Annotated in this window: 20 protein-coding genes; 11 read left to right on the forward strand and 9 right to left on the reverse strand. The window is 69.6% G+C overall.

Annotation, left to right across the window (positions count from 1 at the left end):
* Positions 1-158 precede the first annotated feature (158 nt).
* Positions 159-1,460 carry a Glu/Leu/Phe/Val family dehydrogenase gene (locus AC3A84_RS03005; protein WP_487968262.1) on the forward strand — a complete coding sequence of 434 codons (1,302 nt, stop codon included), beginning with the start codon at positions 159-161 and terminating at the stop codon, positions 1,458-1,460.
* A gap of 84 nt (positions 1,461-1,544) precedes the next feature.
* Here the strand turns inward: AC3A84_RS03005 and AC3A84_RS03010 are convergent, their stop codons facing one another.
* The 5 genes from AC3A84_RS03010 to AC3A84_RS03030 form a co-directional block, all read right to left on the reverse strand.
* Positions 1,545-2,672: a hypothetical protein gene (locus AC3A84_RS03010; RefSeq protein WP_487968263.1), complete on the reverse strand. Its 1,128-nt coding sequence runs from the start codon at positions 2,670-2,672 to the stop codon at positions 1,545-1,547.
* A gap of 124 nt (positions 2,673-2,796) precedes the next feature.
* Positions 2,797-3,378, reverse strand: coding sequence for a cytochrome b (locus AC3A84_RS03015; protein ID WP_487968264.1), 582 nt, complete (start codon positions 3,376-3,378; stop codon positions 2,797-2,799).
* 47 nt (positions 3,379-3,425) lie between these two features.
* Complete coding sequence (locus AC3A84_RS03020) at positions 3,426-3,995, reverse strand: TetR/AcrR family transcriptional regulator (RefSeq protein ID WP_487968265.1); 570 nt, start codon at positions 3,993-3,995, stop codon at positions 3,426-3,428.
* Positions 3,996-4,092: 97 nt separating this feature from the next.
* On the reverse strand, positions 4,093-6,462 hold the full coding sequence (locus AC3A84_RS03025) for an ATP-dependent DNA helicase (protein WP_487968266.1): 2,370 nt from the start codon (positions 6,460-6,462) through the stop codon (positions 4,093-4,095).
* The gene (locus AC3A84_RS03030) at positions 6,459-7,334 is read right to left on the reverse strand and encodes a hypothetical protein (RefSeq protein ID WP_487968267.1); all 876 of its coding nucleotides are present in this window, start codon (positions 7,332-7,334) and stop codon (positions 6,459-6,461) included. Before AC3A84_RS03030 ends, AC3A84_RS03025 begins: the two co-directional genes overlap by 4 nt.
* 191 nt (positions 7,335-7,525) lie before the next feature.
* Here AC3A84_RS03030 and AC3A84_RS03035 point away from each other — a divergent pair, with 191 nt between their 5' ends.
* Positions 7,526-8,770 carry a serine hydrolase gene (locus AC3A84_RS03035; RefSeq protein ID WP_487968268.1) on the forward strand — a complete coding sequence of 415 codons (1,245 nt, stop codon included), beginning with the start codon at positions 7,526-7,528 and terminating at the stop codon, positions 8,768-8,770.
* Complete coding sequence (locus AC3A84_RS03040) at positions 8,658-9,794, forward strand: serine hydrolase (protein WP_487968269.1); 1,137 nt, start codon at positions 8,658-8,660, stop codon at positions 9,792-9,794. Before AC3A84_RS03035 ends, AC3A84_RS03040 begins: the two co-directional genes overlap by 113 nt.
* Positions 9,795-9,917: 123 nt before the next feature.
* Here the strand turns inward: AC3A84_RS03040 and AC3A84_RS03045 are convergent, their stop codons facing one another.
* Together AC3A84_RS03045 and AC3A84_RS03050 are read right to left on the reverse strand one after the other, a co-directional pair.
* Positions 9,918-10,391 (reverse strand): FKBP-type peptidyl-prolyl cis-trans isomerase, encoded by a 474-nt coding sequence (locus AC3A84_RS03045; RefSeq protein ID WP_092940222.1) that lies wholly within the window; start codon positions 10,389-10,391, stop codon positions 9,918-9,920.
* Positions 10,392-10,514: 123 nt separating this feature from the next.
* The gene (locus AC3A84_RS03050) at positions 10,515-11,579 is read right to left on the reverse strand and encodes a pirin family protein (protein ID WP_487968270.1); all 1,065 of its coding nucleotides are present in this window, start codon (positions 11,577-11,579) and stop codon (positions 10,515-10,517) included.
* 265 nt (positions 11,580-11,844) lie between these two features.
* Here AC3A84_RS03050 and mnmA point away from each other — a divergent pair, with 265 nt between their 5' ends.
* On the forward strand, positions 11,845-12,960 hold the full coding sequence (gene mnmA, locus AC3A84_RS03055) for a tRNA 2-thiouridine(34) synthase MnmA (RefSeq protein WP_487968271.1): 1,116 nt from the start codon (positions 11,845-11,847) through the stop codon (positions 12,958-12,960).
* 324 nt (positions 12,961-13,284) lie between these two features.
* Complete coding sequence (locus AC3A84_RS03060) at positions 13,285-14,946, forward strand: L-lactate permease (RefSeq protein WP_487968272.1); 1,662 nt, start codon at positions 13,285-13,287, stop codon at positions 14,944-14,946.
* A gap of 114 nt (positions 14,947-15,060) precedes the next feature.
* On the opposite strand, the gene AC3A84_RS03065 is transcribed toward AC3A84_RS03060, so the two are convergent.
* Entirely contained in the window at positions 15,061-16,029 is a 969-nt protein-coding gene (locus AC3A84_RS03065; protein ID WP_487968273.1) for a DMT family transporter, read from the reverse strand.
* A 95-nt stretch (positions 16,030-16,124) separates the two neighbouring features.
* Between AC3A84_RS03065 and AC3A84_RS03070 the strand changes: the two genes are divergently transcribed.
* Complete coding sequence (locus AC3A84_RS03070) at positions 16,125-17,072, forward strand: LysR family transcriptional regulator (protein WP_487968274.1); 948 nt, start codon at positions 16,125-16,127, stop codon at positions 17,070-17,072.
* A 21-nt stretch (positions 17,073-17,093) separates the two neighbouring features.
* On the opposite strand, the gene AC3A84_RS03075 is transcribed toward AC3A84_RS03070, so the two are convergent.
* Entirely contained in the window at positions 17,094-17,441 is a 348-nt protein-coding gene (locus AC3A84_RS03075) for a serine/threonine protein kinase (protein WP_487968275.1), read from the reverse strand.
* A gap of 346 nt (positions 17,442-17,787) precedes the next feature.
* Between AC3A84_RS03075 and AC3A84_RS03080 the strand changes: the two genes are divergently transcribed.
* The 5 genes from AC3A84_RS03080 to AC3A84_RS03100 all read left to right on the forward strand — a co-directional run bounded on the left by AC3A84_RS03080 (position 17,788) and on the right by AC3A84_RS03100 (position 24,548).
* On the forward strand, positions 17,788-19,029 hold the full coding sequence (locus tag AC3A84_RS03080; RefSeq protein WP_487968276.1) for a sensor domain-containing phosphodiesterase: 1,242 nt from the start codon (positions 17,788-17,790) through the stop codon (positions 19,027-19,029).
* A 476-nt stretch (positions 19,030-19,505) separates the two neighbouring features.
* Positions 19,506-21,068 carry a class I SAM-dependent DNA methyltransferase gene (locus AC3A84_RS03085; protein WP_487968277.1) on the forward strand — a complete coding sequence of 521 codons (1,563 nt, stop codon included), beginning with the start codon at positions 19,506-19,508 and terminating at the stop codon, positions 21,066-21,068.
* Entirely contained in the window at positions 21,058-22,365 is a 1,308-nt protein-coding gene (locus AC3A84_RS03090) for a restriction endonuclease subunit S (RefSeq protein WP_487968278.1), read from the forward strand. The genes AC3A84_RS03085 and AC3A84_RS03090 overlap by 11 nt, the downstream gene beginning before the upstream one ends.
* On the forward strand, positions 22,362-23,309 hold the full coding sequence (locus AC3A84_RS03095; RefSeq protein ID WP_487968279.1) for a DUF4268 domain-containing protein: 948 nt from the start codon (positions 22,362-22,364) through the stop codon (positions 23,307-23,309). Before AC3A84_RS03090 ends, AC3A84_RS03095 begins: the two co-directional genes overlap by 4 nt.
* Before the next feature lie 57 nt (positions 23,310-23,366).
* Entirely contained in the window at positions 23,367-24,548 is a 1,182-nt protein-coding gene (locus AC3A84_RS03100) for a Fic family protein (protein ID WP_487968280.1), read from the forward strand.

Below are 24,548 nucleotides of genomic sequence, written 5' to 3' on the forward strand. Positions count from 1 at the left end.
GTGGTTTGCTACGGTTTTTGATGGTTTATCGGGGCTGAACGGCGTTCCGCAACGTTATGCATCCGATGCATAACCCCGAAACACTCCGGCCTTGGACAGCTGCCGGGGGCCGGCATACAGTCATCCGCCTGAACTGACTTCCTTCAAGGAACTTCCGTATGTCGAACACCCCCGACACCCTCGTCCAGCACGCCGTGCCCTCCTACCTCCAGGCCGACCACCTCGGCCCCTGGGGCAACTACCTGCAGCAGGTGGACCGCGTCACGCCGTACCTCGGCGGCCTCGCGCGCTGGGTCGAAACGCTCAAGCGCCCCAAGCGCATCCTGATCGTGGACGTGCCCATCGAGATGGACAACGGCACCATCGCCCACTTCGAGGGCTACCGCGTGCAGCACAACCTGAGCCGCGGCCCCGGCAAGGGCGGCGTGCGCTTCCACCAGGACGTGACGTTGTCCGAAGTGATGGCGCTGTCGGCCTGGATGTCGGTGAAGAACGCGGCCGTGAACGTGCCCTACGGTGGCGCCAAGGGCGGCATCCGCGTCGATCCCAAGAAGCTCTCGCGCGGCGAGCTCGAACGCCTGACGCGCCGCTACACCAGCGAGATCGGCCTGCTCATCGGCCCCTCCAAGGACATCCCCGCCCCTGACGTGAACACCAACGGCCAGGTCATGGCCTGGATGATGGACACGTACTCCATGAACACCGGCGCCACCGCCACGGGCGTGGTCACCGGCAAGCCGGTGGACCTGGGCGGATCGCTGGGCCGCGTCGAGGCCACCGGCCGCGGCGTGTTCACCGTGGGCGTGGAAGCCGCCAAGCTGACGGGCCTGCCGCTGGAAGGCGCGCGCATCGCGGTGCAAGGCTTCGGCAACGTGGGCGGCATCGCCGGCAAGCTCTTTGCCGAGGCGGGCGCCAAGGTCGTCGCCGTGCAGGACCACACCGGCACCATCTTCAACAAGGACGGCTTGGCCGTGCCGGCGCTGCTGGCCTACGTGCGGCACACCGGCGGCGTGGGCGGCTTCGCCGGTGCCGAGACCATCGCCAACGAAGACTTCTGGGGTGTGGACTGCGAGATCCTGATTCCGGCCGCGCTGGAGAACCAGATCACCAAGGACAACGCCGGCAAGATCAAGGCCAAGCTGGTGATCGAAGGCGCCAACGGCCCCACCACCACCGAGGCCGACGACATCCTGGCCGACAAGGGCGTGCTGGTGCTGCCCGACGTGATCGCCAACGCCGGCGGCGTGACGGTCAGCTACTTCGAATGGGTGCAGGACTTCTCCAGCTTCTTCTGGAGCGAGGACGAGATCAACGCCCGCCTCGTGCGCATCATGCAGGAGGCCTTCGCCGGCATCTGGCACGTGGCGCAGGAACACAAGGTGACGCTGCGCACCGCCACCTTCATCGTGGCCTGCCAGAGGATCCTGAGCGCCCGCGAAATGCGCGGCCTCTACCCCTGATGCACTGACGTCGGCGAACCCGACAGCGAACTCCTGCCGCGGGGGCCCATCAGTCCCGCCCGGCAGCCAGAAGCCGCCAGCGCCCTACCCGGGCCCTGGCGGTTTGTCGTTGTGCGGGGGCGGCGGCGGCAGCCGTTCGCCCAGGCGCTGCGCCTCGTCCATGGGCGCCACGCGCAGCGCCATGCAGAAGGGCAGCACGCAGGTGGCCTGGCCCAGGTAGGGACAGCCGGGCGTGTCGCAGGGCGTGCCGTGCCCGCCGCGCGTGTCTTCATCCTCATCGGGCGGGCGCCATCCGGCGGCCTGCAGGGCGGCCATCTGCAACCAGGGGTCGCCGGCGCTGCGCGGGTCGCGCCCATAGACGGTGGCGGCCTGCGCGGCCAGCCACGGCGTGACATCGAGGGCCAGCAGCGCGCTGGTGCGGGCGCCGTCCGCCTCCGGTGACTGCAGCACCAGCGCGAAGAGGCCCGAGGCCAGCGCCTGGGGCCGGCCTGCGAAGGCGGCGGACAGCGGGCCTGCGGCATGGGTGCCAGCGGCCGATGGGGGCTGTTCCTGCAGCCACGCGGCGGGCACGCGCAGCGCCACGGCCACGGGGCGGGCACCCTCGCCGGTCTGCACCGCGCCCTGCCCCACCAGCCAGGTGCGCAGCGGCGGCAGGCCCGGGTCTTCATGGGCGGCGAGCTGTGCCTCCAGCGCGGCGGACCAGGGCTGGGCGGCCACCACGCGCTGCGGTGCCTGGCCGGGCGCGGTCAGCTGGCGTACCAGTGCGTCGAGCACCTGGCGCAGCGGCGCGGGCACGCCGCCCGTGGGCCAGGGCGTGGTGCGCAGCGGGGCGGCGGCATCGGTGGCTGCGGTGGCTGGCCGGCCCAGGCCGGCCAGCGGCGCCTGCGCGGGCCGCCCGTCGGATCCGCCCGCTGCGCTGCCGGTGCGCCCAGGCGCATGGCCGCCGGGCGTGCCCTGCAGGCTTTCCCGGGCCTGGGGCGAAAGGCTCACGCGGTCGGGCGTGGCGGGCTGGGGCAGCGGTGGCGGGGCGATGAACTGCGGCGGCACGGCGCCGGGCTGCAGCGTGGCCGGAAACGAGGCCTCTGCTGGCGTTGCGGCCGGCGTGGCGCCAGCGGGGCGCAGCAGCATGTTCTGCCGCTGCAGCGCGGCTTCGGCCAGCGCGCGGGCGGCCGGCGCCAGCGGCGTGCGGGGCGGGTCGATGGGTGAGGCCATGCCGTTGTGCCAGGGAAGGTGCGTGGGATGCGGGCACAGTGTGGCAGAGATGCGCCGGCCGCGGCGCATGGCCCGCTACCGCTGCCGGCAGGGGCGCGGCGTCAGGCGGGGCCTCGGGGGGGACTCAGTCGCGGCCGGGCAGCATGCGCTTGAGCACGTCGTCGCGCCGCACGCGGTGGTGGTAGAGCGCGGCGGCCACGTGCAGCAGCACCATCACCCAGGCCACGTACTTGCCGATGAAGTGGTGCACCACGTCGATGGGCGCCTCGAAGGCCTCCCAGCTCAGGCCCCAGGTGTGGCTGATCCAGCCGAACAGCGCGGACTCGTTGAAGCCGGGGATGGTGAAGAGGCCGAAGTGCGTCGGTGCGCCCGTGCCGATGTAGCCGGTGAAGGGCATCACGATCATGAGCGCATAGAGGCCCCAGTGCGCCGCGTGGGCCAGCGCGTGTTCCAGCGGGGTGCCGGGCGGGTCCTCGGGCTGCACGCTGGACAGGCGCCAGAACAGCCGGGGCAGCACCATGAAGCCCACGATCAGGCCCAGCACCCAATGGATGTTGAGCACCGGCAGGGACTCGTCGGAGGTGTCGTCCATGAACCAGATCACGTAATAGACGATGACATAGGCGCCGATGAAGGCAGCGGCGCTCGTCCAGTGGAAGAACTTGGCGAGGGCGCCGAAACGGGTGGGGGTGTTGGTCCACTGCATGGCGAAAGCTCCCGGATGAGGGTGGGTGGAGTGTTGTGGAAAGGGTGTCAGGAACGGGTGGCGCGCAGGCCGCCCAGGAGCCGGTCGAGCGCATCGCTGGCCTGGGCCAGGCGCTCGGCCGGGTCGCCGTCGGTCTCGGCGATCCAGAAGGAGGCTTCGGTGACCACGCCGTAGAGCATGCGCGCCATGGCGCCGGCATGCAGCGGGGCCACCGTGCCCTGGTCGATCAGGCCCTGCAGCGCGGCTTCGAGCGCGGCGATGCCGACCGACTGCGCGGCCTGCGGCACGTCGCCGAAAACGGCGCGCGCGTCCTGCAGGATGATGCGGCGGATCTCAGGGTCCAGCGCCAGCTCCAGGTAGGTGCGGCAGCGGCGGCGCAGGCCTTCCCAGGGCGTGGGGGCGGCGTCGGAAACGGCCCGCAGGCGCTCGCCGACCTCGGCCTCGATCTGCTCGATGACGGCGGTCAGCAGCCCTTGCTTGCTGCCGAAGTGGTGGTAGAGAGCCCCGCGGGTCAGCCCGGCCTGGGCCGTGAACTCGTCCATGGACGTCTGGGCATAGCCCTGGGTGGCGAAGGCGCGCCGCGCCGTCGCCAGCAGGCGCGCGCGGGTGGCTTCCATGGCCTCTGCGCGCCGGGTCCGTGGCGGGGCGGGCGGCGCTGCGGGAGTGGCGGGGGCGGTTGACATACGCGGCGTATGTTAAACCGCTTTGCCGTTTTCACATACGCAGCGTAGGTGAAAGATCCACCTGCCACCACGCGGGCAGCAGCTGCCGCACCTCGGCGCGGGCGAAGCGGTCGTCGATGAGGTGGACCACGCCCTCGTCTTGCGGCGTGCGGATCACCCGCCCGGCGGCCTGAACCACCTTCTGCAGGCCGGGGTAGAGGTAGGTGTAGTCGTAGCCCGCGCCGAAGAGCTGTTCCATGCGCGCGCGGATCTGCTCGTTCACCGGGTTGATCTGCGGCAGGCCCAGCGTGGAAAGGAAGGCGCCGATCAGCCGCCGCCCGGGCAGGTCGATGCCTTCCGCGAAGGCGCCGCCCAGCACGGCGAAGCCGATGCCCTCGCTGGCATCGGTGAAGCGCTCCAGAAAGGCGCGCTGCTCGGACTCCTGCATGCGGCGCGACTGGCTCCAGTGCGGCAGCTGCGGGTGGCGGTGCGCGAAGGCCTCGGCCACCTGGGCCAGGTAGTCGTAGCTGCTGAAGAAGGCCAGGTAGTTGCCGGGCCGTTCGGCGAACTGCCGCGCCATCAGGTCGGCGATGGGCCCGGCCGACGCGGCGCGGTGCGCCCAGCGCGTGGAGATGTGGCGCGCCACCTGCACCTGCAGTTGCCGGGCGGCGAAGGGCGAGGCCACGTCGATGGCCGCGTGGTCCGGCGGCAGCCCCAGCAGGTCGGCGTGGTAGTGCCCGGGCGAGAGCGTGGCCGAAAAGAGCGTGGCGGTGTGCGCGGCCGCCCAGCGTGGCGCAAGGAAGGGCGCGGGCACGATGTTGCGCACGCAGACGGTGGAGCCGCCGGGGGCGCTGCCGGCCGGGCGCTGCACGTCCACCAGCGAATGCGCGTCCAGCAATTCGGCCATGCGCAGCAGGTGCAGCGCCTCCAGGTAGAAGGTCTGCAGCGCGCCGTCGGCCTGCTCGGGGTGTTCCGCGAAATGCTCGCCCACCGTACCGGTGCCCTGCTGCAGCGCGGCCAGCAGCGGGGGTGGAAAGCCGTCCTCCTGCACTGCGTAGGCCGCGCCCTGGGGCTGGTCCGGCGCAATGGTCTTGTCGAGCCCCACCCAGGCGCGGCGGATGCGGTCCAGCGCCTTCTTCACGGCTGGAAAACTGCGCGCGGTGGGCGACTGGCGTGCGTCGTAGAGCAGGCTGGGCGCGAGCGCCGCGGTGTACATGCCGCGCCCGCGCTCGACGAGGTTGTGCGCCTCGTCCACCAGCAGTGCCACGCGCCAGCCGTTGGCCTGCGCCAGCCCGTGCAGCAGCGCGCCGAGGTCGAAGTAGTAGTGGTAGTCGCCCACCATCACGTCGGCCCAGCGGGCCAGCTCCTGCGAGAGGTAGTAGGGGCAGATGCCGTGGGCCAGCGCCGCGGCGCGCACATGGGCCTGGTCCATCGCGAGGGGGCCGGGCACGGGCGGCTGCGGGGCCGCCAGCGCCTGGGCGCGGGCGGCGGGCAGGCGGTCGTAGAAGCCGCGCGCCAGCGGGCAGGCGTCGCCGTGGCAGGCCTGGCCCGGGTGTTCGCAGGCCTTGTCACGGGCCACCAACTCCAGCACGCGCAGGGGTAGCGCGCCGCCCTGCTCCGCGGGCCCGGCCATGCGGGCCAGCGCGTTCAGCGCCACCTGCCGGCCGGAGGTCTTGGCGGCCAGGAAGAAGAGCTTGTCCAGCCGCTGGCCGGGCAGGGCCTTGAGCTGCGGAAACAGCGTGCCCGCGGTCTTGCCGATGCCGGTGGGCGCCTGCGCCAGCAGGCAGCGGCCGGCGGTGGCGGCGCGATAGACGGCCTCGGCCAGCGGGCGCTGACCCGTGCGGAAACCGCCGAAAGGAAAGGCCAGCGCCGACAGTGCGGCATCGCGGGCCGCGCGGTGGGCCTGCTCCTGCGCGGCCCAGGCCGCGAAGCGGCGGCACTGCCGGTCGAAGTGGGCGCGCAGTTCGGCGGCGCTGCAGCGCTCGGCCAGCACGGTCTCCTGCTGGGTGGCGATGTCGAAATAGACCAGGGCCACTTCCAGCGTGTCCAGCTGCCGCGCCTCGCACAGCAGCCAGCCATAGACCTTGGCCTGCGCCCAGTGCAGCGCGCGGTGCGAGGCGGGCTGGCGGTCGAGCCGGCCCTTGAAGGTCTTGACCTCTTCGAGCCGGCCGGCCGCGGCGTCGAAGCCGTCCGCCCGGCCACGCACGTGCAGATGCAGGGGCTGGCCCTCGCCGGGTCCGTCGCCGTGCCAGTCGCCGGCCAGCGTCAGCTCGCGCTCGTAGCCCGCACCGCGCCGGGCGGCTACGGCGGCGTGGCCGGCGATGCCTTCGAGCGCGGTGGGTGCGGGCGTGAAGCGCAGGTCCAGGTCGCCGGCCTTGGCGGTGAACTCGCACAGCTCGCGCACCGCGACGGTGTAGGTCATGCGGTGGTTCCGTCCGGGGCGTCCGGGGCGCCTGGGTTGTCGTCCGGCGCTTCGCCCAGCTGCGCCTGCGCGGGCTCGTCGGGCAGGCGCAGCGGGGTGGCTTTGCCCAGCGCCATCCACACCGCGAAGGGCAGCGTGCAGCGGGCATGGCGGGCGGGGCGCAGCAGCTCGAAGCGGCTCTCGCCCGGGCCGCCTCCGTCCAGCGTGCCGTGCATCACCCAGACGCCGAACTGCTCGGGAATCTCCTCGGGCGCGGCCACGCCGGCCGGAAAGACGTAGTAGCACTCCTCGCACAGCCACTGGTAGGCCTGGCGCTTTTCGGCGTGGCGCAGGTCGGAGAGCAGATCGGCGCGGCTGGCCTTGACCTCATGCACCATGGGCTGCAGGTAGGCCGGCACGCTGGTGTTGCGCACCGAGAAAAGATCGGGCCGCGCCATGCGCCAGACCTGCGCGGCGGGCGGTGGCGTGGCCGTGCCGCCTTCGTTCTCGTCCGCCCAGAGCGTGGGCCCGGCGGGCGGCCGCGCAGGCGGGCGGGCGGCGCCCGCAGGGGCGGCCGGGGCTTCCAGCGCAGCGCGCAGGGCCAGTTCGCGCCACACGATGCGCCCGCCCGCCAGCAGATGGTGGGCGAAGCGCTGCGCCAGCCGGTCGTGTGCCGAGAGCGCCCGCAGGCCGCGCTGGCGCGCCTGGGCCAGCAGGGCGATGCCGGCCTCGGTGAGCCGCAGCAGCTCGTGCCCCTCGCGCGTGGCGTGCTGGGCGATCAGCCCGGCGGCGAGCAGGTCGATCTCCAGCGCGTCCTTGCAGGGCCAGCCGGCGGAGCGCCAGATCTGCATGAGGCGCGTGCGGTGGAATCGGGTGGGTTGGAAGTCCGGCATGAACCACTGATGATAAAACCAGTAGGTTTTTGCTGCCCATGCGCTGCCGTCCGACACGGGTGCCACCTGGGGCGCTACGCGGCGGCGCGGGCGTGCGCGGTACGGTGGCGGTTGCTTTCACTGCCCTGCGCCGTACCCTGCCCTGCCCCATGCCTTTGCTCCGCCTTCCGCTGCCGACCCCGAAGCCCGCCTTGTCCGTCCTGAGCCGCGCCCTCGCCGCCCTGGCCGTGTGCGCGCTGCCCGGTCTACCTGCTCGGGCGCAGGCACCGGCGCCGCCGGCCGGTGCCACCGCCCTGGCGGCCACCACAGCGCCTGCCGCCGTGCCCGCGCCCTGGGTGCCGGCCCTGCAGCGCGGGCTGGAGCGGGCTGCCACCCTGCCCGGCGCCACGGCCTTCGGCGTCTATGTGCGCGATCTGGACACGGGCGATGTGCTCTCGTTCCATGGCGCCGAGCGCTGGTATCTGGCCTCGTCGGTCAAGGTGCCCGTGGCCATCGCCGTGCTGCGCGGCGTGGAGCGCGGCACGTTCACGCTCGACACGTCGCTCACGCTGCGCGAGGCCGACTACGTGGACGGCGCCGGCCCCACCAAGCGCCAGCCGGCGGGCACGCCGCTCACCGTGCGCTGGCTGCTGGAGCAGATGATCGTCTTCAGCGACAACACCGCCAGCGACATGCTGATCGAGCTGGTCGGCCTGCCGGCCGTGAATGCCGTGGCGCAGGAGGCCGCGCCCGGCGGGCTGGAGCGCATCACCACCCTGGCCGACGTGCGCCGCCAGGCCTACGCGCAGCTCACGCCCGAGGCGGTGCACCTGTCGGGCCGCGACTTCCTGGAACTCAAGGCCCAGCGCGGCGACCGCGAGGTCCGGGACACGCTGTCGCGCCTGCTGCACGTGGCGCCCGCCAGCCTGCGGCCGCTGGGCGTGGGCGAGGCCTTCGAGGCCTACTACGCCACCGGCCTCAATTCCGGCCGGCTCGATGCGTATGGCGAGGTGCTGGCGCAGCTGGCGCAGGGCCGGCTGCTGAACCCCGCCCACACCCGCTACCTGCTGGGCGTGATGGAGCGCGTGCAGACCGGCCCGCAGCGCATCAAGGCCGGCCTGCCCGCCGGCGTGACCTTCGCCCACAAGACCGGCACCCAGCGCGCCCGCACCTGCGATTCGGGCCTCATCACCCGGCCGGCCGATGCCCTGCACCCGCACGCCGTGCGCGCCATCGTCGTCGCCTGCACGCGGGGCGAGCCCTCCACCACCCGATCCGACCGCACGCTGCGGCAGGTCGGCATTGCGATCTGCCAGTCCGGCCTGCTGACCCACGGGAAACCCCATGACCTACCCTGCCCCACCCCGGCTGCGGCCGCGTCCACCATCGTCCACCCGCGCGCGGCTGTTCGCGCTGGCGCTGTGGACGGCGATCTGCTCGGCGGCGACGAGCCCTGACGCCGCGCTGGCCCAGCCCAGGGCGGCGGACAAAGCCGCCGCCGACGGCGCCTGGGTCGCCGCCCTGCGCCAGCAGGTCGGTCGCATCGAAAAGGCCACGCCGGGCCAGCTGGGCGTGTACGTGAAGCGGCTGGACACGGGCGAGGTCTTCGCCCACCAGGCCGACCGGCCGTGGTACCTGGCCTCGTCCGCCAAGCTGCCGATCGCCATCGCCGTGCTGCAGGAGGTGGAAGCCGGCCGCCTGCGCGAAGACCAGGAACTCGTGGTGCAGGACGGCGACAAGGTGGATGGGTCGGGCGGCGTGGTCTGGCAGGACAACGGCACGCGGCACGACGTGCAGGGCCTGCTGCGCCGCATGCTGATGGAAAGTGACAACACCGCCGCCAACATGCTGCTGCGCTCGGCCGGTCCCGACGTGGTGGCCCGCCGCGCGCGCAGCCTGCTGGGCCCGCGCGCCGGCCGCATCACCGACTTTTCCGAGGTGCGCTACGGCGTCTATGCCGAATTCCACCCCGACGCGCGCAAGCTCTCGCACGGCGACCTGGTGCGCATCGCGGGCGCACCGCAGGGCCCGCGCCGCGTGCAGGCCCTGGCCCGGGCGCTCGGCATGCCCGAATCGCAGCTGCAGGTGCGGACCATGGACGAGGCCTATGCGCGCTTCTACCGCCGGGGCGACAACACCGCGCCGCTGGTGGACTACGGCTTCATGCTGGAGCGGCTGGTGCGCGGCCAGCTGGTGAACGCACAGCACCAGCAGCAGCTCTACAAGGACCTGAAGTTCGACACCTACGACGCCTACCGGCTCGAAGCCGGCCTGCCGCGCACGGTGCGCTTCATCCACAAGACCGGCACGCAGTTCCAGCGCGCCTGCCACATGGGCGTGATCGATCCACAGGACGGCGGGCGGCGCGCCATCATCGTGGCGACCTGCGCCGAGGGGCTGGACGAGCAGAAGCAGGCCGGCCGGGCCTTCGAGGCGCTGGGCCGCGCCATCACGCAGACGGCCATCAAGGCGCGGGGCTGAGTGCTCGCCCCGCGCCGATCAGGGAATTTTTAGGCGCTGGCCCTTGCAGATCAAGGGCCTTAAGCTATCAAATATATAGCGAATGGCCATGCGGGCGGATGGGCCGCCCGCCGCACCATCGAATCAATGGTGGTGGCCGTGGCCGCCATGCACATGGCGGTGGGCGATCTCATCCTGCGTGGCGGCGCGCACCTCGGTCACCTTGCCCGTGAAGCGCAGCGCGCGGCCGGCCAGCGGGTGGTTGCCGTCCAGATGCACTTCGGGGCCCTTGATCTTGACCACGTTGAAGACGGCCGGGTGGCCGTCGTTGCCCACGCCGCGCAGCTGGCCACCGACCTTCACCCCGGGCGGGAATTCGCTCTTGGGGATGGTACGCACCAGGCTCTCGTCGCGCTCGCCGAAGGCATCGGCCACCGCCAGGTCCACCGTGACGGTCTGGCCCGCGGCCTGGCCTTCCAGGGCCGCCTCCACCTTGGCGAACAGGTTCTCGTAGCCGCCGTGCAGATAGGCCACGTCGCCCGAATCCAGCGGCTTGCCGGTGACGGGGTCGGTGATCTTGTACTGGAGGGTGACGGCGGTGTCCTTGGCGATCTGCATGGGTAGCGGTCCTGGGGTATCTGAAAGAAAAAAAGAGCCCGCGATTGTCGGCCATGGAGCAAGACTGCGGCGGGCGTGGGGCCGGGGGCTTTCCCGCCCCCTTTTGCTCTCCTTGCGGCCGGCTCAGGCCGTGGCGGCGGCTTCGGCGGGCAGCTCGTCCGCCTCGGTGCCCGGGCGGCGCGCGAAGCGCCGGGGCTCGGGGCCGTGGACCGGGGCGGCGTCGCCCCAGGGCCAGCCGCCGAATTCGGTGCGGCGGTAGTCCTGCAGCGCCTGCATGATCTCCTGCTGCGTGTTCATCACGAAGGGACCGTACTGCACCACCGGCTCGCCCAGCGGGCGGCCCTGCAGCAGCAGGAATTCGGCGTCCTCGGTGCCGCCGTTGGCCAGCGTCACCGCCTCGCCCGCGCGCAGCTCCAGCGCGGCGTGGCCGGTGGCCTCGCCCGCCACGGTGACGCCGCTGCCCGCGAAGTGGTAGAGCATGCGGCGCGTGCCCTCGCCGGCGGCGGCCGGCAGCGTCCAGCGCGCGCCGGGCTCCAGGCGCAGCGTCCAGATGGCCACGTCCGACGCGGGCTGCGCGGCCCAGGAGCCGGGCGGCGGCGCCAGCGGCGCGGCGCCCTCCAGCCGTCCGGCGATCACGGCGACGTGGGCCGCCGGGCCGTCCGGCGCATCGCCCTCGCGCAGCACCAGGCGCGGAATGCGCTCGGACCAGAGCATGGTGAAGTGCGGGTCCACCATCTTCTGGCGGGCGGGCAGGTTCAGCCAGATCTGGAACAGTTCCAGCGGGTTGGGGCCGGCGGCGTCGAGCAGCGGGAACATCTCGGCATGCACCACGCCGCGGCCGGCGGTCAGCCACTGCACGTCGCCCTGGCCGAAGCGGGCCGAAGCGCCCAGCGAGTCGCTGTGGTCGATCAGGCCCTCGCGCACGATGGTCACGGTCTCGAAGCCGCGGTGCGGGTGCGGCGGAAAGCCGGGCACCACGTCGCCGTGGTACATGCTCCAGCCGTCCTTGCCGGAGAAGTCCTGGCCGATCTGCCGGCCGGCGAGCGATGCGTCCGGGCCCAGCTCGGGCGTGCCGGCGGGATAGGCGTCGTCGTGGTGGGCGCAGAAGAGGAACGGGTCCAGCGTGGGCCAGAGTCCGCCGGCCAGCGGCTGGCGGCTCAGGATGGGCGAGGCGGTGGAAACGGTCATGGCGGGGTCCTTCGGGTCGGCGTGGGGGCCCGCACGCGGCGGGCCATGGAGGAGCATATGGGGCCACTGTGCTCCGGCGCCAGACCCCGCCAGTGCAACGCAGCGGTGCAGACATGGAACGGTGGCGCGCTGCGTTTGCGATGAAAAACGGCCCAGGCGCTCATGTAGCCTGCGCATGCAGCTATGGTTTCGATAGTGACGTGCCCAGACCGGGCGGGCGGCCCCACGCGGGCACCGCCGCGCCGCCACGGGGATAATCGGCCCCATGAACAGCAAGCATCGGGTGGTAGTCGGGTTGTCGGGCGGGGTCGATTCTGCGGTCACCGCGCATCTGCTCAAACAGCAGGGGCACGAGGTGGTCGGCATCTTCATGAAGAACTGGGAAGACGACGACGACAGCGAGTACTGCTCGTCCAACATCGACTTCGTCGATGCCGCCGCCGTGGCCGACGTGATCGGCATCGAGATCGAGCACGTCAACTTCGCCGCCGACTACAAGGACCGCGTGTTCGCCGAGTTCCTGCGCGAATACCAGGCCGGCCGCACGCCCAACCCCGACGTGCTGTGCAACGCCGAGATCAAGTTCAAGGCCTTCCTCGACCACGCCATGCGCCTGGGCGCGGAAAAGATCGCGACCGGACATTACGCGAGGGTGCGGCAGAACGCGGCCACGGGCCTGTTCGAGCTGCTCAAGGGCCTGGACCCGTCCAAGGACCAGAGCTACTTCCTGCACCGGCTGAACCAGGCGCAGCTGTCCAGGACGCTGTTCCCCGTGGGCGAGCTGCACAAGACCGAGGTGCGCCGCATCGCCGAGGAGATCGGCCTGCCCAACGCCAAGAAGAAGGATTCGACCGGCATCTGCTTCATCGGTGAGCGGCCGTTCCGCGAATTCCTCAACCGCTACATCCAGAAGGAACCCGGCTTCATCAAGGACGAGCGCGGCCGCGTGCTGGGTCGCCACCAGGGCCTGTCGTTCTACACGCTGGGCCAGCGCCAGGGCCTGGGGATCGGCGGCGTGAAGGAAAAGGGCGCCCAGCGCGGCGCGGGCGAGCACGCACCCTGGTTCGTGGCTCGCAAGGAGCTGGACACCAACACCCTGCGCGTGGTGCAGGGCCACGACCACCCCTGGCTGCTCTCGCACACGCTGCAGGCGGCCGATGCGAGCTGGGTGACCGGCCACCCGCCCGCCGCCGGCGCCCTGGCCGCCAAGTCGCGCTATCGCCAGCAAGACGCGGCCTGCACCCTGGCCGATGCGGATGCCGAGGGCCGCTTCGCCCTGCACTTCACCGAGGCGCAATGGGCCGTCACGCCCGGCCAGAGCGCCGTGCTCTACGACGGCGAGGTCTGCCTGGGCGGCGGCGTCATCTCCGCCTGCGCGTGAACCCGCCGATCGCCTGATCGCCCGAGCGCGCGGGGCGGGCCCCGCGCCGCGCCTGCGCGCACCCCCTTCGTTCGTCCTTCGTTCCCACCCGGCCCGCGGCCCTGCGGCCCGGGTGCGCCGCTGCTTGCTGACACGCCGCTGACGCGTTTGAAATCGGCTCAACCCGCGCGGACGGGATTTCACGCACGCGATGAAACATTCTCCATACATTCCCCATACATTCGGGCGACCGGCATGGAAGCGCCATGCGGCGGGATGGGTTTGCCTTGCCCATCGATCCATCCGAAACAGACGAACAAACAAACGCATCGGAGACAAACACTCATGATCTGGCAGCAAATCTACGACCCGTTCGGGAACATGCTCATCTCCACCGCGCTGGCCGCGATTCCGGTGGTGGTGATGCTCGGCGCACTCGGCTTCTTCCACATCAAGGCGCACATCGCCGCCGGCATGGGCCTGATCGCGGCCCTGCTGGTGGCCGTGTTCGCGTATGGCATGCCGGCGGAGATGGCCGGGCGTGCGGCCATGCTGGGCGGCTTCACCGGCCTCTTGCCCATCGGCTGGATCGTGCTGAACATCATCTTCCTGCACCAGCTCACCGAGCAGAACGGCAGCTTCAAGGTGCTGCAGGATTCGCTCTCGGGCATCACCGAAGACCGGCGCATCCAGCTGCTGCTGATCGCCTTCTGCTTCGGCGCCTTCTTCGAGGGTGCGGCCGGCTTCGGCACGCCAGTGGCCGTCACGGCCGCCATCCTCATCGGGCTGGGCTTTTCGCCGCTGGCCGCCTCGGGCCTGTCGCTGATCGCCAACACGGCGCCGGTGGCCTTCGGCGCTCTGGGCACGCCGGTCATCACGCTGGCGCAGGTGCACGGCTACGACCTGCACGCCGTCACGGCCATGATCGGCCGCCAGCTGCCCTTCTTCTCGCTGCTGGTGCCCTTCTGGCTGGTGTGGGCCTTCGCGGGCTTCAAGGGCATGAAGGAGATCTGGCCGGCCATCCTGGTCACGGGCGTGTCCTTCGCCATCCCGCAGTTCCTCGTGTCCAACTTCATGGGGCCGGAGCTGGTGGACATCATCGCCGCCATCGTCTCGATGATCTCGCTGGTGCTGTTCCTGCGCGTCTGGCAGCCGAAAAAGGTCTGGACCTCGCCGGCCATGCGCGGCAAGGACATGAGCGCTGCCGAAGCGAAGCCGCCGCAGCCCGTGGTGCGCCACAGCAAGGAGGCGCTGGTCGCGGCCTGGACGCCCTGGCTGATCCTGTCGCTGTTCGTCTTCATCTGGGGTCTGCCGCCGGTCAAGGCCTGGCTCAACGGCCTGTTCGCGCCCAAGTTCCCGATCGAGGGGCTGCACAACATGATCATGAAGATGCCGCCGGTGGTGCCCACGCCGCACCCGGAAGGCGCCGTCTACACGCTGAACCTGCTGTCCGCCACCGGCACCGGCATCCTGCTGGCTGCCATCGTCTCGGCGTTGGTGATGAAGTACAACCCCGTCGCCATCGTGCGGACCTTCTTCAAGACGCTGTGGATGGTGCGCTACTCGCTGCTGACCATCGTGCTGATGCTGGCGCTGGGCACCCTGACCCGCTTCTCGGGCACCGACACCACCCTGGGCCTGGCTTTCGCCAACACCGGCGTGCTCTACCCCTTCTTCGGCACGCTGATGGGCTGGATCGGCGTGGCGCTGACCGGCTCGGACACGGCCTCGAACGTGCTCTTCGGCGGCATGCAGAAGGTCGCGGCCGACCAGCTGGGCCTGTCGCCCAACCTCATGGGCGCGGCCAACAGCTCCGGCGGCGTGATGGGCAAGATGATCGACGCCCAGTCCATCGTCGTCGCCTCCACCGCCACGCGCTGGTTCAACCACGAAGGCGACATCCTGCGCTATGTGTTCTTCCACTCCATCGCCCTGGCCTGCCTGGTGGGCCTCTACGTGACCATGCAGGCTTACGTCTGGCCGTTCACGCTGATGGTGGTGCATTGAGCTTCAGCCACCATGCCGTGCATGCTTTCTAGCTCCCGCGCTTGATGTATCAGCGCAGCATGCTATGAAAAGCAGAGCAATGTGAGCCTTGCGGGCGCCTTCGGGCGCCCGTTGTCATGGGGGGCTGCTGCGGCGCGTGACCCACCACGCCGAGGCGACGATCAGCAGCCCGCCGGCCCAGCCCGCGGCCGTCATGCGCTCGCCCATCCACAGCACGGCGATCAGCGCGCCCCAGAGCGGTTCGCTGCCCATGAGCAGCGCCACGCGCGAGGGGCTGGCGCGCGTGGCTGCATGGTTCTGCACGAAGAAGGCGAAGAGCGTGCAGCACAGCACCAGGAAGGCCATGGCCGCCCAGAAGGGCACGCTGCGCGGCAACGCGGGCCAGGTGGTGCCGTGGGTGGCCAGCATCAGCAGGGCCGAGCCCGCCGTCATCACGCCCATCTGCACGGCGGTGAGCGTGAGCGCCGGCAGACCGTGCCGCAGCCCCTGGCGCCGCGTGAGGCAGACCATCACGCCGCGCAGCAGCGCCGCCAGCACCATCAGCCCGTCGCCCGCGCTGAGGCCTGCCGACGCCCGGCCGTGCTGGAACGCCAGCAGCCCCGCGCCCAGCAGTGACAGACCCGCCGCCGCCAGCACCGTGCGGCTGGGCCGCACGCCCAGCAACCCCCATTCACACAGCGGCGTGAACGCCACGCAGAGGCTGATCAGAAACGCCGCGTTCGACGCCGTGGTGAGCGACACGCCGAAGGTCTCGCACACCAGGATCGCCAGCAGGTTGATGCCCAGCAGCGTGGCCCCGGCCAGCGCCGCGCGCCACGGGTGCGCCGCCCGCAGGCCCCGCAGCGCCGGCAGCAGCAGCACGAAGGTCAGCCCGAAGCGCAGCACCAGGAACTGCAGCACCGGCACCTGCGCCGTGGCGAGCTTGGCGGCGCTGTAGCTGCCGCCCCAGATCACGGCCACCAGCAGCAGCAGCGCCTCGACCCGGCCGAAGGAGGGCGAGGACGAGGTCGTGCGGCGGACCGCAGCGTCCGTGCAGGCCAGTGGGGGCAGAGTGGGGCGGTCGGCCAGTGGGGAAGGCTGCATGGTGCGTGTTCAGGAGAATGCGAAACGAAGGCCCGGATGTTCGTTGCGCTCCCCCGCCTTGACTAGACTGGCCTGCAGAACAGGAGCTGTACCGCGTGAGAACAGACGATTTCCAGGACGTGATGCATGAACTCGTCGCCTTCGTGCGCGTGGCGGAGGCGGGCAGCTTCTCGGCCGCGGCGCGGCGGCACGGGCTCACCCCCTCAGCCGTGAGCCGGCAGGTGGCGCGGCTGGAAGGTGCGCTGGGCGTGTCGCTCCTACAGCGCAGCACGCGCCAGCTGCGCCTGACGGAGGCGGGCCTGGCCGTGCTCGAACGCGGCCGCGAGATGGTGGCCGCCGCCCAGGCCAGCCTGCGCGTGGCGCAGGGCCATGTGGGCACGCCGCAGGGGCTGATCCGCCTGAGCGCACCCAAGGCTTTCGCGCGCCATGTGCTGCAGGCGCCGGTGCTGGAATTCCTGCGCGCCTACCCGGAGGTGGACGTGCATTTGATGGTGGTGGACCGTCCCGTGGACGCGCTGCGCGAAGGCGTGGATCTGGTCGTGCGCCTGACCGATGATCCGCCGCCCGGCATGGCCGCTCGGGCCCTCATGCCGGTACAGCAATGGGCGCTCGCCAGCCCCGCCTATCTGGCCGCCAGCGCGGCCACGGCAGGGCGCGTCCGCACTCCGCAGGACTTGATGGCCCACAGCTGCCTGCCGCTGGGCGAGCAGGCGGGCGATGCGCGCTGGCGCTTCGTGCGCCAGGTCGTCGGAAAAGAGGATGAGGCCGTGGAAGTTGCCGTGTCGGGCCGCTGCGCCGTCAACCACAGCGAGATGCGCCTGGCCGCCATCGAGGCGGGCCTGGGCGTGGGCTGCGTGCCGGATTTCGTCGCGCGCGATGCGCTCGCGGCAGGTCGGGTGGTGCGCCTGCTGCCGGACTGGACCGTGGACACGCTCTACCAGGGCACGGCGTATCTGCTCTTTCCCGCAGCGCGGCACATGCCGCCGAAGCTGCGGGCGCTCATCGACCACCTGGCCGCCGCGCTGGCGCCGGCCGGGCGTTGAGCCGGCGCCGAACAGGCGCGCTCAGCCCTGGCGCTTGAGGTCCGGGTCGCTCGGCCCGTTGGTGTCCGACATCAGCTCCGCCGGCGGCTTCAGGTCGCCCTCGTCGGCGCCGTCGGCCTCCCAGGTGCCGCCCTGGCGGGCCGTGTTGCCGCGCGGGTGGCCCATGTCGGTGCCGTCGTCGAAGTTCAGCGGGCCGTCCTGCGGCATGTCGTCGAAGGCATGGGCGGACACGTCCTCGATCGAGTCGGCCACATCGTCTTCCGCGCTCAGGCGGTCGTTGATGTCATCGCCCTCGGGCAGCTCGGCATTCGGGTCGGCCGACGGGTCCATGCCGGGTTCGTCGGTATCGGTGGGAACGGGGGTACGCATGGCGGGGGCCTCCTGGGTGTGTGTCGTGCGGCGGATCGGGCAGAGCCGCCGTGGCCTTCCAGTTTGCCCCTCCCGCAGAACGCAGCCCGTGGGCGCACGGCCTCCCGAGCGGTAGGAACGGGCCGGCAGGGCGGCGGCCTCGATTGATGCGCGTCAAGGATGCGCGGCCCGAGAGGGTGCGCGGGATGGAATCTCGCGATATTCCTCTGCTGTGCATGGAGGAAACCGCCTATAAGCAAATGGCCTCGGGCGACCGATGGAGATAAGCATTGCTGAATCGAGCAGGGCAGTCAGGCGGGCCAGGAGCCGCCAGCCGCTTCGCAGCGATACTTCTGAAGGAGGAGAAATGTCGGCAGCACAAGGACACTCGCACCCCTATACCGACCCCCTGGCACCTTTCTTCGAGCACTCGGTCGGCGCCGCCGGCCTGGAGCGGGTGCTGCAGGCGGTGCGCCGCCATCTGTCGATGGATGTGGTCTTCGTCGCTCGCTTGCGCGAGACCGACCGGGTGGTGGACTACCTCGATGCCGAACCCGGTTGCCCGCTGCGCGCCGGCCAGGTGATCCCGCTCTCGCAGGGCTATTGCAGGAAGGTGTTCCAGGGCGAACTGCCCGCCTTCATCCCCGATACCTCGCTCATCCCGGCCGCCATGGCCATCCCCGAAACCCTGGCCGTCCCGATCGGCGCGCATCTCAGCGTGCCGATCGTCCTCGGCAATCGGCGGCTCTTCGGCACCCTGTGCTGCTTCAGCTACCAGCCTATTCCCACGCTGACCGAGCGCGACATGGACGTGCTGCGCGCCTTCGCCGAATTCCTGGGGTTTCATTTCGACGCGGCGGCCCGCAGCGAAGAGCAGCAGGCCATGATCGCCCACGACATCCGCATGGCCATGGCGGCCGACAGCCTGCGCATCGTCTTCCAGCCCGTCTATGGCATCGCGCAGCGCCGCATCCACGGCTTCGAATGCCTGGCGCGCTTCGACACCGAGCCCCGCCGTCCGCCCGACCAGTGGTTCCGCGCCGCCCACGGCGTGGGCCTGGGCATGGAGCTGGAACTGCACGCCATCCACAAGGCGCTGGGCGCGCTTGCGGCTTTCCCGCACGACGTGCGGCTCAACGTGAACTGCTCGCCCGAACTCATCATCTCGGGCACCCTGCAGCCGCTGCTGGATGACGGCACCGACTTCTCCCGCGTGGTGCTCGAAGTCACCGAACACGCCATCGTGAATGACTACGCCGCCCTCGCCCAGGCGCTCAGGCCCTTCCGCGCCCTGGGCGCGAGCCTGGCGGTGGACGACGCGGGTGCCGGCTACGCCAGCATGCGCCACATCCTCAACCTGCAGCCCGAAGTCATCAAGCTCGACATGAGCATCACCCAGTCCATCGACCGCGACAGCCACCGCCGCGCGCTTGCCAAGGGGCTCATCAGCTTCGCGCACGAGATCGGCAGCCAGCTCGTCGCCGAAGGCGTGGAGCAGGCCGCCGAGCTGGAAGTGCTGGGCCAGCTCGGCGTGGACTTCGCCCAGGGCTACTACCTGGCCCGGCCGATGGCGCTCGACGAGGCGGTCTTGCGGGCGCGGGACCACTGAGCACCGAGGCCGGGCGCCCGGGACAAAAAAAAAGCCTCTTCCCCGCGAGAGGAAGAGGCTTCTGGGCCGCCTATTTCAACAAGTCGGCAAGCCCCCCCCCGATTGAACCCACCCCGGAAAGACGGTGAGCAGGTTCTAAGAACGTGTTCACGATCTCCCAGGGGTCGCGCAGCGGTGTGGGCGGGATGGGATGCAAGGCGCGATGCGCAGTGGATAGCACGGCTATCCACAAGCGCCGCAACGCCGCAGACGGCCCGCCCACACCGCTGCCCTTCGGGTTGGAGCGAAATCGGGCGATTGGAGGCCCCGGCTGCTTGCATGGACATGAGTCCATGCGGCGCATCCGAAGCATCCACTCATCCCGATTGCGTTCCAACGCGATCCCCTGCGAGATCGTGAGCACGTTCTAAGATCGACAGATCGGGCAAATCCCCTTGCCACCTTGCAGTCAACAACGAATCCAGCTCACGGGACACATGCTCGACGACATCAAGAAGACCCTCTGGGCCACCGCCGACAAGCTGCGCGCCAACATGGACGCCGCCGAGTACAAGCACCTCGTGCTCGGCCTCATCTTCCTCAAGTACATCTCGGACACCTTCACCGCCCGCACCGCCGAACTGGCCGCGCGCCTGCGCGACCCCGACGACGAATACTTCTACGGCGATGCCAGCGACGAAGACATCGCCGCCGAACTCGAAGACCGCGACTACTACACCTCGGCCAACGTGTTCTGGGTGCCAGAAGCCGCGCGCTGGGAGGCCATCCGCGCCGCTGCCAAGCAGACCACGATCGGCCGGTACATCGACGACGCCCTGGGCCTGATCGAAGCTGAGAACCCCAAGCTCAAGAACATCCTCGACAAGCGCTATGCCCGCGCCCAATTGCCCGACGGCAAGCTGGGCGAACTGGTGGACCTGGTCTCCACCATCGGCTTCGGCACCGACCCCGCCGTGGCCCGCGACGTGTTGGGCCAGGTGTACGAATACTTTCTGGGCATGTTCGCCAGCGCCGAAGGCAAGCGGGGCGGGCAGTTCTACACGCCCGCCAGCATCGTCAAGACCCTGGTGGCCGTGCTGGCCCCGCACCACGGCAAGGTGTACGACCCCTGCTGCGGATCGGGCGGCATGTTCGTGCAGAGCGAGAAGTTCATCGAAGCCCACGGCGGCAGGAAAGGCGACGTGTCCATCTACGGGCAGGAGGCCAACCCCACCACCTGGCGCCTGGCGGCCATGAACCTGGCCATTCGCGGCATCGACTTCAACCTGGGGCGGGAGCCCGCCGACACCTTCACCCGCGACCAGCACGCCGACCTGCGGGCCGACTACATCCTGGCCAACCCGCCCTTCAACATCAGCGACTGGTGGCACGGCAGCCTGGCAGGCGATGCCCGCTGGCACTACGGCGACCCGCCGCAGGGCAATGCCAACTACGCCTGGCTGCAGCACATGCTGCACCACCTGAAATCCACGGGCCGCGCCGGCATCGTGCTGGCCAATGGCTCGATGAGCAGCAGCCAGAACAACGAGGGCGTGATCCGCGCCGCCATGGTCGATGCCGACGTGGTGGAGGTGATGGTGGCCCTGCCGGGGCAGCTGTTCTTCAACACCCAGATCCCGGCCTGCTTGTGGTTCCTGGCCAAGACCAAGCAACGCAAGGGCGAGGTTCTGTTCATCGACGCCCGCAAGCTCGGCAAGATGATTTCACGCGTGCAGGCCGAGCTGGACGATGCCGCCATTGCCCGCATTGCAGAGACCGTGGCCGCCTGGCGCGGCGAAGTGGAGGCGGGCGCCAGCATCACCTCCTATGAAGACGTGCCGGGCTTTTGCCGCAGCGTGCCGCTGGCCGAGATTGCGCAGCACGGCCATGTGCTGACCCCGGGCCGCTATGTGGGCGCCGAAGCCGTGGAAGACGACGACGAAGCCTTTGCCGAGAAGATGCAGAAGCTCACCGAGAAGCTGGGCGAGCAAATGGCCAAGGGCGCCGAGTTGGATGCGCTGATTCGGCAGAAGCTGGGGGGGCTGGGGTATGAGTTCTGAGTGGCTGACGGTGCGGTTGGGGGAGCATGTCGAAGCCTGCCTCGGCAAGATGCTTGACGCCCAGAAAAACAAGGGGACGCCGCAGCCATACCTCGGTAACAGCAACGTGCGGTGGGGGCAGTTTGATCTTTCAGATCTGGCTGAGATGAGGTTTGAACCCCACGAAGAAGAGCGCTACAGCTTGCTGCCAGGAGATTTGGTTGTCTGCGAAGGCGGGGAGCCAGGACGATGCGCGATATGGACTGGCCCGGCTGGCATGAAGGTGCAGAAAGCATTGCACCGTATCAGACCCAAGGGAACGCTGGACAACTACTACCTCTTCTACTGGTTTCAACAGGCCGCCAAAGCGGGATTGCTGGAACCATATTTCACCGGTACGACGATCAAACACCTGACTGGTAAGGCGCTCGCTGCACTTGAGGTGCCGCTTCCTGCCATCGAGGTACAGCGCGCCATGGTTGATGTACTGAAGCAACTCGACGACCGCATCACCCTCCTGCGCGAAACCAACGCCACCCTCGAAGCCATCGCCCAGGCGCTGTTCAAGTCGTGGTTCGTCGATTTCGACCCCGTGCGCGCCAAGATGGCAGGCCGCGCCCCCGATGGCATGGACGAGGCCACGGCCGCGCTGTTCCCGGATAGGTTGGAAGAGACGGAGTTGGGGTTGGTGCCCAAGGGGTGGCTTGTCATGCCAGTTGGTGATGCGGTGGATACCGTGGGCGGCGCGACGCCAGATACCAAGAATGAGGCTTTCTGGGACCCACCGTTGCATTGCTGGACTTCTCCGAAAGATTTGTCCGGTGCAAGCGCTCCGGTGTTGCTGGACACGGAGCGGCGCATCAGTGATCTGGGACTGAATCGAATCAGCTCTGGATTGCTTCCGGCCGGCTCTTTGTTGATGTCTTCCAGGGCTCCAATTGGCTACTTGGCGATTGCGCAAACACCGGTCGCCATCAATCAAGGGTACATCGGGATCTTGCCGGGTGGAAAGCTATCGCCGCTGTTCATGTTGTTCTGGTGTCGCCAAAACATGGAGGCCATCAAAGGACGGGCCAACGGATCGACCTTCATGGAAATCAGCAAAAAGGCCTTTCGACCCATTCCTGCATTGGTACCGACACCTGAGCTGCTGGAGCGGTTCGACGAGGTGGTCGGCGCACTGTTTGCACGGCTCGTTGAGAACGTGCTTCAGGCGACGAGTCTGGCTGAGGTTCGAGATACATTGCTCCCCCGCCTCATCTCCGGCGAACTCCGCCTGCCCGAAGCACAAGCCCTACTGGAGGATGCGCTCGCATGAAAGCCCCGCTCGGTAAGCTCGAACGCATCCCCCTGCGCCAGGCCTGGGCCCATGAGGCCGGCGAGTTCACGCCCTGGCTGGCGCAGCCCGACAACCTGCTGCTGCTGGCCGAAGCCCTGGGGCTGGGGGAACTGGAACTGGCCGGCATCGAGCACCCCGTGGGCGACTTCAAGGTGGACATCCTCTGCACCGACGATGGCGGCAAGGTCATCATCGAGAACCAGCTGGAAAAGACCAACCACACCCACCTCGGCCAGATCCTGACCTATGCCGCAGGGGTGGGCGCGCGCAAGGTGATCTGGCTGGCCGAATCCTTCCGCACCGAGCATGTGGCCGCGCTGGAGTTCCTGAACCAGCACACCACCGAAGAGCTGGACTTCTTCGCCGCCGAGATCGAGCTGTGGCGCATCGGCGATTCGCCCATGGCGCCCAGCTTCAACGTGGTCGTCAAACCCAATGACTGGGCCAAGACGGGCCAGCAGAACGCCCAGGCCGCCGCCACCACCACGCCCACCAAGCAGCGCCAGCTGAAGTTCTGGTCGGGCTGGCAAGCCTGGCTGCAGGCCAGGGGCTCCACGCTGCGCCCGCAAAAGCCCTTCCCGCAGCACTGGACCAATATCGCCCTGGGCCGCTCGGGCATCCACCTGTCCGCCACCGTCAATTCGCGGGAGAGCCGGGTGGGCATGGAGGTCTATATCGACCACGGCAACTCCAAGAGCATGTTCAAGCAACTCCAGGCCCGCCAGACGGAGATCGACGCGGCCCTGGGCGCCCCACTCGAATGGATGGAGCTGCCGGACGGGCACGCCTGCCGCATCCTGCAGGTGCGGCCCTCGTCGCCGCTGGAAAGCGAAGACCAGTGGCCCGCCTATTACGCCTGGCTGGAGCAGGCCGCGCTGCGCATGTCCGAGGTGTTCCGGCCGCTGGTCAGGGAGCTGAGCTGAATCGAATGGCATGAAAACCCGCTTTCATCCTTGCCCTCGCAATTAAAGAGCGCTTTAATGGCTCGAGGAATCATTCAAGCGGGCTTTCACACCATGCGCAGCACGGGCACCTATGCCATCTCCACGACCCTGGGCGAAGCCGTCCGGGCGTTCGTGCCGTATGCGCTGCCGCCTGGCAGCCCGCCCTTGGCGCCGGAGGCTTTTGCCGGGCTCAACCATGCGGCCGAGTTGGCGCTGGCCCGGCTGTCGGGCGTGTCGGGCCTGGCGCCTTCCGTGGACTGGCTGCTCTACAGCGCCATCCGGAAAGAGGCCTTGCTGACCTCTCAGATCGAGGGCACGCAGGCCACGCTGGTGGACCTGTTCGACGACGAAGCCGGGCTGGCCGTCAGCAACACCGACGACGTCGAAGAAGTCACCAACTACCTGCGCGCCTTCCGCTGTGTTCAAGGCCATCTGCGCGACCCCCATGGCTTGCCCATCAGCGTGCGCCTGCTGTGCGACGCGCACCGCCTGCTGCTGGATGGCGTGCGTGGCGCAGGCAAGCAGCCTGGCGAACTGCGCCGCTCGCAGAACTGGATCGGTGGCACGCGCCCAGGCAATGCCGCGTTCGTGCCGCCCCCGCCGGAGCATGTGCCAGGTCTGCTGGCCGACATGGAGCGCTTCATCCACGGCGAGGCCCCCGGCTTGCCGCCCTTGGTGAAGGTGGCCCTGGTGCATGCCCAGTTCGAAACGATTCACCCTTTTCTGGACGGCAATGGCCGTATCGGGCGCTTGCTGATTGCCGCCCTGCTGGAGCACTGGGGGCTGCTGCCCGAGCCGCTGATGTATCTCAGTGGCTACCTCAAGCAGCACCAGGCCGAGTACTACCGCCGCCTGTCGGCCATCCGCACCGAGGGTGACTGGGAGGGCTGGCTGGCTTTCTTTCTGGAGGGGGTGGCCAGTGCCGCCTCCGAAGCCGAACGGGGCGTGGTGGCCCTGGCGAGCTTGATCACGGCGGACAGGCGCCGCTTGCTGGCCGCGCCCAAGGCCGGCCAGGCCAGCTACCGCTTGTTCGAGATGCTGCCCATGATGCCGCGCTTCACCATCGAACGCGCGCGGCAGGCATTGGGCACTACCTTTCCGACTGCCACGGCGGCGGTGAAGGTGCTTGAAGAACTGGGTATCGTGACCGAGTTGACGGGCCAGAAGACGAACCGCAGCTTCAGCTACCAACCCTATATCGCGCTGCTGGCGCTTTGA

The organism is Paracidovorax sp. (assembly GCF_057642795.1).